The organism is Vibrio sp. PID23_8 (genome assembly GCF_003584965.1).
In the GTDB taxonomy this organism is placed as follows: Bacteria; Pseudomonadota; Gammaproteobacteria; order Enterobacterales; family Vibrionaceae; genus Vibrio.
The window spans coordinates 243560-257075 of the sequence record NZ_LIXE01000003.1 but is presented as its reverse complement, the minus strand read 5'-3'; the positions used below and the strand labels follow the sequence as shown (position 1 = coordinate 257075).

At 42.2% G+C, this 13516-nt stretch carries 16 protein-coding genes; 7 read left to right on the top strand and 9 right to left on the bottom strand.

From position 1 onward, the window contains the following. Nucleotide 1 precedes the first annotated feature (1 nt). Nucleotides 2-316 (top strand): DUF2523 family protein, encoded by a 315-nt coding sequence (locus AK966_RS07730; RefSeq protein ID WP_119463879.1) that lies wholly within the window; start codon nucleotides 2-4, stop codon nucleotides 314-316. After that, on the top strand, nucleotides 313-1473 hold the full coding sequence (locus AK966_RS07725) for a zonular occludens toxin domain-containing protein (RefSeq protein WP_119463878.1): 1161 nt from the start codon (nucleotides 313-315) through the stop codon (nucleotides 1471-1473). Before AK966_RS07730 ends, AK966_RS07725 begins: the two co-directional genes overlap by 4 nt. A gap of 565 nt (nucleotides 1474-2038) precedes the next feature. Here the strand turns inward: AK966_RS07725 and AK966_RS07720 are convergent. Beyond that, nucleotides 2039-3198, bottom strand: a protein-coding gene (locus AK966_RS07720; protein ID WP_119463877.1) for an IS3 family transposase whose coding sequence is annotated in 2 segments (ribosomal slippage) — nucleotides 2039-2940 and nucleotides 2940-3198 — 1161 coding nt in all. Because the reading frame shifts where the segments join, the coding sequence is not laid out codon by codon here. An 82-nt stretch (nucleotides 3199-3280) separates the two neighbouring features. On the opposite strand from AK966_RS07720, the gene AK966_RS07715 reads away from it, so the two are divergent. The 4 genes from AK966_RS07715 to AK966_RS07695 all read left to right on the top strand — a co-directional run bounded on the left by AK966_RS07715 (nucleotide 3281) and on the right by AK966_RS07695 (nucleotide 5181). Further along, a complete protein-coding gene (locus AK966_RS07715; RefSeq protein ID WP_119463876.1) occupies nucleotides 3281-3658 on the top strand; it encodes a trypco2 family protein in 378 nt (125 codons plus the stop codon). A gap of 133 nt (nucleotides 3659-3791) precedes the next feature. Next, a complete protein-coding gene (locus AK966_RS07705) occupies nucleotides 3792-4325 on the top strand; it encodes a hypothetical protein (RefSeq protein ID WP_119463874.1) in 534 nt (177 codons plus the stop codon). A 173-nt stretch (nucleotides 4326-4498) separates the two neighbouring features. Continuing rightward, complete coding sequence (locus AK966_RS07700; RefSeq protein ID WP_119463873.1) at nucleotides 4499-4723, top strand: hypothetical protein; 225 nt, start codon at nucleotides 4499-4501, stop codon at nucleotides 4721-4723. A 179-nt stretch (nucleotides 4724-4902) separates the two neighbouring features. Further along, entirely contained in the window at nucleotides 4903-5181 is a 279-nt protein-coding gene (locus tag AK966_RS07695; RefSeq protein ID WP_119463872.1) for a hypothetical protein, read from the top strand. A 65-nt stretch (nucleotides 5182-5246) separates the two neighbouring features. On the opposite strand, the gene AK966_RS07690 is transcribed toward AK966_RS07695, so the two are convergent. After that, on the bottom strand, nucleotides 5247-5612 hold the full coding sequence (locus tag AK966_RS07690; RefSeq protein ID WP_119463871.1) for a phage protein: 366 nt from the start codon (nucleotides 5610-5612) through the stop codon (nucleotides 5247-5249). Nucleotides 5613-5982: 370 nt separating this feature from the next. Here AK966_RS07690 and AK966_RS07685 point away from each other — a divergent pair, with 370 nt between their 5' ends. Further along, nucleotides 5983-6315, top strand: a complete 333-nt coding sequence (locus AK966_RS07685; RefSeq protein ID WP_099077756.1) for a PBPRA1643 family SWIM/SEC-C metal-binding motif protein — start codon at nucleotides 5983-5985, stop codon at nucleotides 6313-6315. A gap of 57 nt (nucleotides 6316-6372) precedes the next feature. Here AK966_RS07685 and AK966_RS07680 read toward each other — a convergent pair whose 3' ends face one another. The 7 genes from AK966_RS07680 to pntB all read right to left on the bottom strand — a co-directional run bounded on the left by AK966_RS07680 (nucleotide 6373) and on the right by pntB (nucleotide 13511). Then, nucleotides 6373-6747 (bottom strand): STAS/SEC14 domain-containing protein, encoded by a 375-nt coding sequence (locus AK966_RS07680; RefSeq protein ID WP_099077757.1) that lies wholly within the window; start codon nucleotides 6745-6747, stop codon nucleotides 6373-6375. A gap of 839 nt (nucleotides 6748-7586) precedes the next feature. Then, nucleotides 7587-7751, bottom strand: coding sequence for a YoaH family protein (locus AK966_RS07675; RefSeq protein WP_099077758.1), 165 nt, complete (start codon nucleotides 7749-7751; stop codon nucleotides 7587-7589). Nucleotides 7752-7794: 43 nt separating this feature from the next. Next, the gene (locus AK966_RS07670) at nucleotides 7795-8925 is read right to left on the bottom strand and encodes a conjugal transfer protein TraF (RefSeq protein WP_119463870.1); all 1131 of its coding nucleotides are present in this window, start codon (nucleotides 8923-8925) and stop codon (nucleotides 7795-7797) included. Nucleotides 8926-8987: 62 nt separating this feature from the next. After that, complete coding sequence (locus AK966_RS07665; RefSeq protein ID WP_099077760.1) at nucleotides 8988-9866, bottom strand: DUF2861 family protein; 879 nt, start codon at nucleotides 9864-9866, stop codon at nucleotides 8988-8990. Between the two features lie 7 nt (nucleotides 9867-9873). Next, nucleotides 9874-10536 (bottom strand): response regulator transcription factor VxrB, encoded by a 663-nt coding sequence (gene vxrB / locus AK966_RS07660; RefSeq protein ID WP_099077761.1) that lies wholly within the window; start codon nucleotides 10534-10536, stop codon nucleotides 9874-9876. Next, nucleotides 10511-11932 (bottom strand): sensor histidine kinase VxrA, encoded by a 1422-nt coding sequence (gene vxrA, locus AK966_RS07655; RefSeq protein WP_301182215.1) that lies wholly within the window; start codon nucleotides 11930-11932, stop codon nucleotides 10511-10513. Before vxrA ends, vxrB begins: the two co-directional genes overlap by 26 nt. A gap of 184 nt (nucleotides 11933-12116) precedes the next feature. Then, a complete protein-coding gene (pntB, locus tag AK966_RS07650) occupies nucleotides 12117-13511 on the bottom strand; it encodes a Re/Si-specific NAD(P)(+) transhydrogenase subunit beta (RefSeq protein ID WP_099077763.1) in 1395 nt (464 codons plus the stop codon). Between the last annotated feature and the right edge of the window lie 5 nt (nucleotides 13512-13516).

Below are 13516 nucleotides of genomic sequence, written 5' to 3'. Positions count from 1 at the left end.
TATGGATTGGTTAATTGAATTATTTAATAAGCTAATTGAGTTTTTATATCGTCTTTTGATTACGCTCATTGATATGGTGAAGGACGTTTTCTTTTGGGCATTTGAGCAAGTCTTTGATGCAATCAATGTGATGCTTTCATGGGTGATGGGTTTTTTAAGTCCGATAGACATTTCGCAGTATTTAACCGGATTACCGCCTGAGGTCGCTTGGGTCATGACGGCCATTGGTGTTCCCCAAGCGTTGACGATCATACTTACCTGTTTGTCGGTTCGCTTACTGCTTCAACTGATACCGTTTACAAGGTTAGGCTCATGATTTATGCCATTGTAGGCCGTCCACGTAGCGGTAAGTCTTATGAGTCTGTGGTTTATCACATCATTCCTGCGGTGAAATCAGGTCGCAAGGTTATCACTAACATTCCTTTGAATATTGATAAGTTTCGGGAGGTGTTTGGGGATGAGGCTGCGGCGTTGGTTACTGTGGTAGATGGAAAGCTCAATGATTACGGCAGCCTAGATAGACCTTTTGCTAAGTTTACTGACTATCAAGACGATTGGCGTGATGATAATAATCGCGGCCCTCTTTTTGTTGTAGATGAAGCGCATATGGTATTACCCAATCGTAACTTGGATGCTCATATACTAGAGTTCTATTCGTTACACGGTCACTATGGTATAGACATTATTTTGCTTACTCAGGACTTACGCAAAATACATCGTGATGTTAAGGCCATGATTGAAATCACGTATTACTGCGCTAAAAACACGGCTTTTGGTAGTGATAAGACCTACACCAAAAAAGTGAGGATTGGCTCTACTACTGAAGTGGTTAACGAGGAACAACGAAAATATAAATCTCATTACTTCCCTTTTTATCAGAGTCATACGCAATCATCGGGTTCTGTTAAGGAAGCAACGGCGGCAGATATCAAACCGATTTGGACTCGCTGGCCGTTTTGGTTAGGTGGTGCCTTTTGTGTTATTGCGGTAATTTTTAATGTTTATGTTTGGATGCCAGACGATGAGCCTTCAGTTCCTGAGCAACAACCAATTCTAGAAACTCAATCCACTTCATCCAGTACTACGGCTTCGGTTCCTGATGGTGTGCCATCATCAACGACGGCACCAAAAGAAAATAGTTCTACGTTTGGCCCGTTGGCTGCTTATCAGTTTGTTGTTACTGGGTATTCTAAACAGCATGTTTATGGTGCATCGTTTAACGGTGATAGCTTCTTGAATCAAGACCTTTCCTTTTTCCGCATATACATCGACGTTTACAAAGATGATAAAAAGCTCTTTGCAATGAACCAGATAGATTTTCAGTCTATGGGGTACGGTTTCAATGCGTTAGCAGAATGTGTCTATGAGTTGAGTTGGGGTTCAGAACTGCGAGTCTTGACGTGCCTTGATGGTGAAGATGTTCAAAGTAAGCCTGATAACGTTTTTGATTCCCTTCCTACTGTCAGCATATAGCGGACTGCCCCGCAGGGATAAGGGCGCAAATGAAGTGATTGGATGCGATCATTTAAACTGCGCCCGATAACCCAGCGCGTTTACTGCAATTGAAAAACTTACTTCTTTCCTGTTAGACCCGCTTTTACTATCAGGGCACTGCCAGTTCATGGTTCTTTCTTCATTCTTGTATAGTTCTCTAAATCAGTTGAGAGTCAAAACTGAATTTCGACGACCTTCCGAGCGCAGCTCGGGAGGGGCCCGTTTCGTCGGGAGGGCCCCGAGCGAAGCGAGGTTAACCCCCGTTCTGTATCACGGGGGTAAATTCCACCATTCCTCAAGGGATTCGCAATTACGCTATTTCTGGCCGTTTAACTAGACTGAACGCCTCGTAAGTTACTGATTTCAAACTTTACATAGAAACTATATATGGCATCATGTGCATTACTAGGTGGGTTTAAAGCCATCTAATAAGCGTTATATTTTAAATGGAGATATATGTGAAAGGAAACATAAGCTTAAAGGCATTTATAGAAGAAGTTAAAGAGGAATTACGAAACTCTATAAATGATGATGACTGTAGTGGTCAACAAACTCCGGACACAGATTTAAGCCGATTTTCGGCATTTACTGGTGACAGCCCATCATTTGCTTGATGAGGCCGTTGTCGGTTGTAGTAGTCCATCAAGTAGTAGCTGATATCTTTCTTCGCTTGAGCTTGAGTCAAATAACCCGTTGCTGGTACCCATTCAGTTTTCAGGCTTCTAAATAGCCTCTCCATTGGAGCATTATCCCAACAATTACCTCGACGACTCATGCTTTGAGTTATGCGATATCGCCAAAGTCTTTGACGAAATTTACGACTGCTGTACTGGCATCCTTGATCTGAATGGAACATCACGTTCTTAGGTCGCCCCCGTTGCTCCCAGGCCATATACAAGGCTTTAGAAGCTAGTTCAGCATCAGGCTTATCCGATAGAGACCAACCCACGACGCGTCGACTAAATAGATCAAGTACTACGGCTAGATAACTCCACTTCGAACCTGACCAAATGTAAGTGATATCACCGCACCAAACTCGATTCGGAGCAATTACAGAGAATTCACGCTTCAACAGATTCGGGATATCCAGTCGCTCTGATTTGGCATGCTTATATCGATGCGACCCTGGCTGCTTACTCATCAGACCGGATTCTTGCATTATTTTTCGTACCTTAAATCGCCCGATTTCGATGTTTTCTGAACGCAACATAGATACAAGAGCACGACTGCCAACTGAGCCTCGACTCATGTTGAAGAGTTCTTTAATTCGGCTAGCTAGCCGAATGCGATTTGCATCCGGCTTTCTATGCTTAAATTCGTAGTAACAGGACGAAGCTACATTGAACAGCTTACAAAGCATCTTGACCGGCTCACACTCCCTCAATTGGTCAATTAGCGAGAACGTTCGAGTTCGTCCGACATTAAGAGAGCTGTAGCCTTTTTTAGTATGGATTTCTCTCTTTCTAATCGACTAATTCTGGCTTCTAATTCTTGGATTTTTTGTTGTTCAGGCGTGAGGGCTTTGGCCGTCGGAGTCGTACCACCACGCTCGATCTTGAGTTGGTCAACCCATCGTCGTAAAGCTGTTTCACCAACATCCATAGAGCGTGCAGCTTCTGGTATTGAATATCCTTGGTCAAGAACCAAGCTTGCAGCATCCATTTTAAATTCAGCAGAAAATGTACGTCGTTGTCGTTTTGTCATTGAGCACCTCATTTATGGTGGAGACTTTACCACCTAATTTGGTGTCCGGGATCATTAAACCACTACAGACCCGTTTTTCATAATGGGAGATGTAGAGTTAGAAGTTAGTTTTGCACTCGATGCAGAAGCGAAAGCTGGGGCAAAACTATTTGTAGTGGATGTCGGTGGGAGTACAAAAGCTACTCAAACTCATAAAGTAAAACTTACTCTGTCTCCGTTTGTTGAAAATGTAGAGACTAATCATAAGTCGAATATTCCAAGTAAGATGATAACAGTCACAAAACCGGAGAATGTTCGAAGTCGTATTAAGCCTAACCCCACAGTTATTAATAGTCCTACAGTCTCTGGTAGTAGAACTCGAAAAAATAGAGATAGCACTACAAAGATTAAATCTCCAGTTTGTAAAAAAGAGCCGTCTAAGGGACATTTTCGGTCTGGAAGTGGCAAAAATAAAATATAACAATCTGTTTAAGAGTGATTCGCAACGTTTGGCGTTTTTGCTATGCGTTGCGTTTAGTGATTAAGGTGGTATACGGCGGCATCGGTATTGCGTTGCTCACACCTTAACAGGGCGATAAGCCATAGGAGTTCAAATGACGACAACATTTATAGAAGTTGTGGATACTGCGGTGAAAATAGGCTTGGGGGGGCTAATTACTTTACTTGGTACGTTGGCAGTGACGAAATTAAATCATTCCCATGATAATAGTAAAGAAACTCGAAAGCGATTTTTCGACACACTTGAAACTGTTAGTGCTGACATTGAAGAAATTACCCATGTATCTCTTAAATACTGGGCGTTCGTGACCGAATTAGTTCGAAATCAAGAACGAGGCTTAGAGTTGTCGGAAAACCGTAAACTAGAATTTGAGGAAACAAAAACAGAACTATTTTATCAGTTTAAAAGTGTAACTGTTTCTGAGTCGAAGTTGATGTTATTGGGGCTAAAAGAACAAGCAGTTTTGATACGTGAATATGGTGAATGCCTAAAGGATATGAGAAGAAACTATCATGAGTTTAGAAAATCTGTAACTGAGGCTGATATGGAAAAGGTTCGTATTGAACTACTTGCTAAAAGGGAATCCCTATTCACATCATTGTCTTGTGCATATAAAAATGGCTTATAACAAATGGTATTTCAAATTTATTCCTTTGTTGAGCATTTAGGTGTATATTCCGCGCAGAAAATTGGTTTAGATATGAATGTCTTTGAGTTTAATATCGTTTAGGTATTTAGCTTCATTCAGTCACTATTTTATAGCCATATTATTTAGTGGCTATAGGCACTTATTGAGGTTTTATGGAATTTATTATTTTACCGATAGCGATTATTGCTATCTATCTTTTTTTAACAAGCGTTTATGCTAAGCCTGTTGGAAAGTCAGTTAAAGAATCGGTAGAAAAAACCGCATCATCAGGTAAAGAGAAAGTTGGTGGCGGTATTTTTAATGGTATTTCCAAGGTAAGCGAAGCTATCGAGACAGGAAAGCTTAAAGCACGTAAAAAAAGTGATATAAAAGAGTAAGTAACTCTATCATCGTTAATGACATAACAAATGCATCAACACGATTTACTACACTCGGCACCTCAGGTTGTCGGGTGTTTCTCGTTTTAGGGTGACAATATTAAGTATAATTGCTTAGTAGTAAACGTGTTATGCAGGCGTTAGGCGACAAGCGAGTTAAATACACCATAGGAATAGTTATGAAATATAGATTAGGTTTGAGAGAGATTACTGAGTCCGATATCAGGGTCGATTGCCCGTTTATGCCAGAATCTGAAGATTATCCGATGTATGTGGAAGCTTTTGTGGCTGATTTTAATAACCTTGAAATTGTCGATAATGCGTTTGAGGAGAATAACAGTGTAGTCATTGAATTGGCTGAAGGCGTCACTGGTGAGCAACTGCGACAAGCGAGCATTTCAATACATCAAAATTATTGGGAAAAGCTAAGAACCACTGGATTCGATAAAATCGCCTAACAATAAATTTAAGAGTGATTCACAACGCTTGACATTCGAATAAGGCTCTTTTCAGAGCCTTCCCTTCACATGAGTTTTTTTAAAATTCTGGCGTACTTCAAAAGCTTACTCGTTACCCTTTGATCAGTTAATGCGCCAATCTCAATTAACGCAATCCCTGTAAGAATTTGTTGCGCTGTAACAAGTTGGCCTGTTGGCAATTCCAATCTATCTCGGTACATTTTGAAACCATGCCACTGCTCTGACGGACTGAGCTCCCTGCCCTTAGCCATTCTCATAAGTCTTTTGCACTCGGGCGGAATGGCTTTCCCCTTATCCCATTCTTTGACCGTTCTCACAGTTTTCAAACAAAGTTCAGCAGCTTGTTCGACGGATAAACCACATTCCAATTCACGAAAAATAAAGTTTTTAGTCATTTCGTGGTACTTCATTGAATTGTCCCTTAAAAGCGGGGCATATACCACAAGCTGCATGTGCAACCATATTAAACATAAGCAGACATAATGCGCACTTTGGGTGATGGCCCAAAGTTAGAATGTCTCTTATGTGCAAAACTAAAATGACCCGTTTTTACCTATCTTAATTCGTATCTATTTGGTTGATACGAGCTTTAAATGAGCTTTATGTTCGTAATACTGAGAATGATTTAAGGTACTGCGCAAATCGACACCGTTTTGCCAGAGAGTTCTAAGCACCAAAACGTTTCTCACGTAGGGCTGTGAATTGTTCTTTATCATTTCATAATGACGAGTATAATCCGCTCTTCTTGTTGCTTCATACAAATCACTTAAGAGTCATAAAATGTCAAAATTGTTTTTCAAAGGCAGAATCGAAACAAGGCAAAACCACGTACTTTCAGGGTATAACGTTAACCGCGAAGTTAAAGCTGGCACGGACGAAGCACCAATTTCAATCACGGTAATGTCGCAAGAACGAAAATTAGAACTTGAGATGATTGTTGAAAAGCATGCTATCGTTGCCAATATTGTCGTTGATCCAATGAAAGACGAAAATACAATCGAGCTAGATACGCTGCTAAACAAACCAACGACAACGGTATTTGATAAAAAACCAAATCGTAATGACCCATGCAGCTGCGGCAGTGGTAAAAAGTACAAAAAATGCTGTGCTTAATCTGATTTACCGCCGTCAAGCGGCGGTATTTTACGCTTGTTCGTTTTAAGTTGGGCTTTAAGACAACAGCCATTTAAGCGCTTCATCCTGCTCGTGAAAAGAGCGCACTTCGCCATTCATAAACCAATTCGATACCTTTGCCGCAACGTCTTGCCATTTGTGTGAGCCCAGAAGCGCAACCTTATCAAACACTGAGCCATGACTGATTCCAATTTTTAAATCATCCCACGCAGCTCGAAGTTCCCAGCCCTGGAAATCCGTCGCATCAAACAATACTCTTACTTTTGGATCTTCCACTTTTTCTAGCACTGAATCGAGCATTGGTACGAGTCGCTTGTAATCATCGTGCGTGAGTTTTCCTATTGCTTTGATAGAAACAAACACTTCATTGTCGGTTCGTTCAAGGCCAATCGTAATACCGTGTGTGATCATAACTCCCCCTTTTGTAAAAGTAACATAGCTTCTACAGTATAGCGTTGTAAAAAAACATAGCTGCATAGATAAGTAATCAGTTGAGAGGACGGGTATAAAAAGCCGAAACCATCGCTAAGTTTCGGCTTTTAAGGTTTGGGGTAACATGGATAAACAAACAAAATACTCATAAAGAATACGAAGTAATTTCGCCAAACCTGTCGGGGCCAATCGACAGATAAACAATATCCCTTACTCACGTTACGTGGTCACGAATTAGGTAAACCTAAACCTACGCACTAACGAGCGAGAAGTGAAAATTATTGATCATTGCTCGCCTATCTTGGGCAAATAATCTCATGCAATATATGCCGCCGTTACACTCATTAACCTAAAGCTGCTGATTAATTGTTTCCATATCTGTAGGCGTCTGCAAGCGCTCACTGTCTTTATCACGCCATACATCATTACCTGATTGAGGAAAATTAATTAGTGACAACGTCGAATTGTGAATTTTACAGGATAAAACGCTGGCTAATAAAAGCAGAAGACCACCACTGTAATAAAATTACAACTCTAGACTGGCAAAGCGATTACCTTAGACGAAAGCTCTTCGCTAAGTCTTTGTAATTTGAGAAATTACCTATAATGCGTGGCATTGTACCCCGCATTGATTATCGTTAATGTAGTGGTGGTTAACTTAAGTTAGTAAAATTTTACTAACAACCAGCAGCAAGTGACAGTGTTTTTTTATCAGAACTGAGGTGACGCGGTAACAGTAATTGAAGCGGAGTATGGTTGGTGTCGCCCCAGTAGAAGTGTGATAGGTATGAAAAAGCAGGGTCTGTGCCCTGCTCTTTTTAATTTGCTTCGTCTTGTTGTTTTGCTGCGTAATCAGCTCGAATTTGCTGAGCAACAATTTTAATGGCTTCTGCGGTACTGGTACCTTTTGTCATTAACTCTTGAATGCGTTCTACAGCTTGTTGTTGTTCTTGATGTGACAGAGGTGGTAAATCGTCAAACATAAAAAAAGCTCCTCATATTGAGGAGCTGACTATAACGATTCGCTTAGTAGGTCGCAAGGAAATTAATCGATGCACCCATTGCGTCTTTGTTGGTGTATTGCGCGGCGATATCAAGCTCGATGAGATTCAATGGAGATAAACCAATACCAGCGGTGATTGTCCCTTCATCGTTTGTTCGTGCTAAATTCTTCATGTAACCACCACGTAACGCAAGTTGACGAAGCACATCAATTTCAAAACCAGAACGGAGCATTTGCGTGTTGTCATCAAACGTTGAAAACTTTTTCTCTTCATTCAAGTCATAATCGATACTTGCAGAAAAATAGTCTGCAACAAAGCCTGCCCCTACCGTGTAGACCGGACGCATACTGTATTTTTCTGATGCAATTGGCGTTGTACCATTGTACGTAAACGCTTTAGTGTGAATGTCGCTGCCCATTAGGTTTTTTGCCGAGATGCCTAAGCGATACGGGCCAAAGAACCAAAGTGCACCAGCGTCTAAGTTGAATATGGTGTCGGCCGTTTCGTTCTCACGCAGATCTTTGCTGTCGAATGCCGCAAAGCTCGTTGCATAAGAATAGGTGTAAATGCGCTGTAGCTTAGGCGTAATACCGAACGACATGTGTTGATTCATGAAATTAGTGTACTTAGCAAGGGAAATGCCCGCTTCAGCAACCCCTATCGAGACGCCTTTTACATAACTGTTGTTTAATGCGTTCACTGGATCGTTGGTATCAACAACAGGCTGAACAAAGGATTCTGTGTATAGCTTACCGTAAGCCGTTGCAGACAAAAACTGGTTTGGTATACCAACAGCGACAACGCCACCAATATCAAAGTCCATCGTTTTGTTGTTCAAAGCGTCAAGTTCTGATATTAAATTTGGGTCAGTTGGTGCCATTTTTCCGATTCGATCAATCGAATCAATGATCCCGTTTTGATCGTTATAGTTGATACCAAAGCTTGGTACGATCATACCTGCATCATCATTGCGGCGGTAAATCGCGGTAAGCGCTGGGTTGAAAAATGGCGCGGTAAGGTAGGAGGCAGAAACGGTGCCAACGCCACCCATAGCGTCACTGCGTGCTTCTATTGCATAGGTCGCGGCTGAGGCCACGTTTGAAAATAGTGCTGCGGGAACCGTCGTGGCCAAAATTTTGAATTGTGTTTTCATACTACACTTGTGGTTTAGTTCTTCCTGATCTTATATCGGCACAAGTGTTATTTCTTTAATGATTATTCGAGGGAAACATCATAGGTTCTGCTGATAGTTTGCGCTTGTTCAACAATTATTTCGCCCTGCCAACGACGACTATCAATGCTTACCGCTAACACATATCGATCATTAGGAACGCCACTTAACTCTAACGCATTTGGGTAGTTTGATTCGTAAGTTTTGTTCCACACCTGATTATATTGCCCATCAACGTAATCATATAGGCCAACTTCCAGTTGTGGTAAGGGGCAATGCGGGTTTCTTAACGCGCTCTTTTCTACCTTCCAATTCTCTTTTGATGTCCAGCGTACATACTGTGAAGAACCGGAATCCCCCAAAATAACCCAGCTACGATAGGTGCGCTTATCTTTAGCATGTACTGTTAGATGATACAGTCCAGCGTCCATTTTACCGGTTAAGTTATAGCGCTTAAGGTAGTTTCGCTCGTTCGCAATTTCAATGCCTTGGCTCTGCGTTTCATAACTGAAAGAGCTGTCTCCGGAAATCGAGGTATCAACCCAGCGTCGAAATGATATATCTTCAATATCGGTGGTCGCTCTAAGCTTGACCACTAACCGATAGGTATCACGTCCAGGGCTCTGAATAGTCTGACGAATGACGTTAACACCACTAATCCATTCAGGGAGAGTGACACTTGTTAACGACTTACCACAATCTTTAGCTAAAGACTGCCCTAATAAATCGTTAAGGTGTGGAATAATTTGTTTATTAGGCTCACTTTGCCAAAGTTCGACAAGGGAGTTAAACAGTCCACCAAGATCATCTTCGAGTAGATGTTGGTGAGCCTGAGTTAACGGTGTGTTTGATTGAAACCAGTCCATAGCAAGAACTGGTTTCGTAATCATCAATGATAGAACTACAGGAAGTAGTGATTTCATTACTAACTTATGCTTTCATTTTGTAGCCAACGCCACGTAATGTTTCGATTTCTAACCCAGGTAATTTCTGACGCAATTGAAGTACGTGCGTGTCTACCGTACGCGTTGTTGGGAAGTGGTTGTAACCCCAAACATGATCAAGCAATTCATCTCGAGTAAACACTCGGCCAAGGTTTGACGCTAAAAAAAGCAGCAAATCAAATTCAGTACGAGTGAGTGTGATCATCTCCCCTCTAAAAACAACTTCACGGGTCGCACGATCAATTTCAAGATCTTTTGCCATCACTTTATCTTCGTTCGCTTGGTCTGTCGCATCTGGAGCACGTAGTTGAGCACGAATTCGCGCAAACAGTTCCGCTTCAGCAAAAGGTTTCGTTAAATAGTCGTTTGCACCAGAGTCCAGCCCTGCCACTTTATCTTTAACGGTCACTAGCGCTGTTAATAAAATAACTGGGATATCTTTGGTTTTCTTCCATTCAGGAAGATGCTGCACTGAGTCACCATCTGGAAGTTGGCGATCCAAAATGACGAGATCCGCCTTTTTCCATTGTGGTTCAACGTCTGAAATACGCTCCACATGTAAACACTCGTATCCTGCTTGTTCTAGGCTCACTAACAGGCCATCAGCTAAGTTTTTATCATCCTCAACGAGAAGCAGTGTCTGTTTCACAAGGTATCTCCAATATAAAGGTTGTAGGGGGGCCTATTAAGGACATTTTTCCGCCCATGCGGCCTACCATAGATTCAACAATTGTTAAGCCAAGTCCTAACCCGCTCTTACTCACAAACGGCTTTCTTAGGTTTGCCCAGTCTTTGGCAGTTAAATTGCCGGCATCTTGGACTTGAATTACGATTTTTTCTGCACTGGTAACGACATTCAGTTCAACTGGTGCAACACCATATTTGAGCGCATTGCGCAACAAGTTATCGATACAGGTTCCGAGCCAATATACGTTAAGTTTTGCTGCAACGTCTTCATTTAGATTGAACTGTACAGCGTTATCAAATTCTTCTTCTATCTTATATTCTAACCATTCAGCGACAGACGGCACCCAGTCTGTTGCAAGCATTTGATTATCTGATTGCAAATAATCTTTACTGGCCTCTGCTAGCTGACGTAATCGACGTGTATCTTCGCACAATCGACGGAATTCATCGTAAACGCTCTCGGGAAGATGTTCAAATTCTCGACGAAAGCCTTCCACAGTCAATGACAGCGATGCAATTGGGGTTCTCAACTCATGGGTCAAGATCTGAAGCACAAGCATTCGGCTACGGAGCTCTTCTCGCTTGCTATTCCATCGATATACTGTCCAACCAATCACCAGCAAAATATTGGCAATGACAAGAACGATCATACTGATCTGAAGCAATTGCGATTGATCTTCCACATCCCAACAGATGTTTCCGCGTTTTACAAAGCAACTGCGACTTTCAGACGCTAACCTATATGCGAGACCCGCTTTCTCGACGTTTTCCTGCCATATATCTTGGGAAAACACAAAATAATGATCACCACGACGTAACCATAGCTCTTTATCTTCGATAAACATACTTGCGCCGGCGATGAGTGCGTTGATGGCTTCATCGTTCATATGTTTTAGGCTTGCTAGTAACTCGTCCCCTTCTTTATTTTCTCGTTCTTTTATGTGCATGTACTGCGCAAGCTCGGAATGAAGCTCAGGATATTTGTTTACATAACGCGCCGCATAACTACCGCCTCCCGGGTGGATCAGTCCACTGCGGGAAAACCATCTAGGTGTAAGTTGTGTCCCTTTACATAAGGCACGTGTAAACACTAAAGGTTCAGTAATTAATGGGCTTAAAGGCAGCTTTCCACGGCATGTATTCGCTAAACGATATAATTCCTGAACGTCTTTTAGTGGGTAGTCAGCCGTCTGCGGTAGCATAGAATCTGGAGAAAGTAACTTTGTTGGATAATTAGACTGCAGTATGCGTATGTCATACGATTTAATGGCCGTTTGATAATCAAATAGCTCTGTAAATGTATCAATCCGTTCTGGTAATGAATCTGCAAAAGCGGGAGCCGAAATAAGTGGCAGCATTAACACAGAACGAAGCAAAAACTGTTTAATCAAACTGTTACCGTTACTTTTTAAATTAGTGGGAACTATACATTAATCTATATGTAAAAGACATGAGGTGGGCTAAGGATTTGCAATACTATAACAATGAGCTGAACAAAGAAGGGCCAGCGATTGCTGACCCTGGTTGGTCTATACGGTTGGTTTATAGTGCTTTAAAAATAGCTTCAACACTTTCTTTTGCATCACCAAACAACATTGAGGTGTTTTCTTTAAAGAACAATGGGTTCTGAACCCCTGCGTAACCCGTATTCATTGAACGCTTGAATACGATAACGTTTTGTGCGTTCCAAACTTCCAGTACTGGCATGCCTGCGATTGGGCTGTTTGGATCTTCCAGCGCTGCTGGGTTTACTGTGTCGTTTGCACCAATGACCAGTACAGTATCGGTTTGAGGAAAATCGTCATTGATCTCGTCCATTTCTAGCACGATATCGTACGGTACTTTCGCTTCTGCCAATAGCACGTTCATGTGGCCAGGTAGACGCCCCGCAACTGGGTGAATGCCAAAGCGTACATCAATGCCTTGTGAACGCAGTATCTCGGTAATTTTCTGTACTGGGTACTGAGCTTGCGCTACTGCCATACCGTATCCTGGAGTGATGATCACTGACTTTGAATTCTTCAGAATCTCAGCCACTTCTTCCGTACTTATCTCAGTGTAATCGCCGTGCTCCTCATCACTTGAAATCACAACTTCTTGCCCGAACCCGCCAGCAATAACGCTGATGAATGAACGGTTCATTGCTTTACACATGATGTAAGAAAGGATCGCACCTGAAGAACCAACGAGTGCACCTGTTACGATCAATAGATCGTTTGCAAGCATGAAGCCCGCCGCCGCTGCTGCCCAACCTGAGTATGAGTTCAGCATTGAAACTACAACTGGCATATCTGCACCACCGATGGACGCGACCAAGTGGTAACCGAATGCAAAAGCTATCAGCGTCATTAAGATAAGAGCGAACATGCTGCCGTCCGCTTTTACGAAGTAAATCATAAGAAGCGTAGAAACGACGATGGCCGCCAGGTTCATTTTGTGTTTATGAGGTAAGTTCAGTGGCGAAGAAGAAATGGTGCCGCGTAGTTTGCCAAACGCAACCACTGAACCAGTGAAGGTTACCGCACCAATGAACACACCAAGAAATACTTCCACAAGGTGGATCACATGCTCAGCGTGCATACCAGCAAGGTCAGTTGATACCGCGACTGGTGGCTCTAGGTAGCTGTTGTAACCTACCAATACCGCAGCCATACCTACAAAACTGTGTAAGATTGCAACCAGTTCTGGCATTTGTGTCATTTCTACTTTCTTCGCGTAGTGGATACCGATGCTACCACCAATAACCATCGCAATGATGACCCACACGAACCCTTCCGCATTTGGGCTAAAGATTGTCGCAATAAGCGCAATCGCCATACCCGCAATACCGTAGTAGTTACCGTTTCTTGCCGATTCTTGTTTTGAAAGTCCCGCGAGACTTAAGATGAAAAATAGCGCAGCAATTATATAAGCTGCTTGTACTAATCCTGCAGACATTGGTT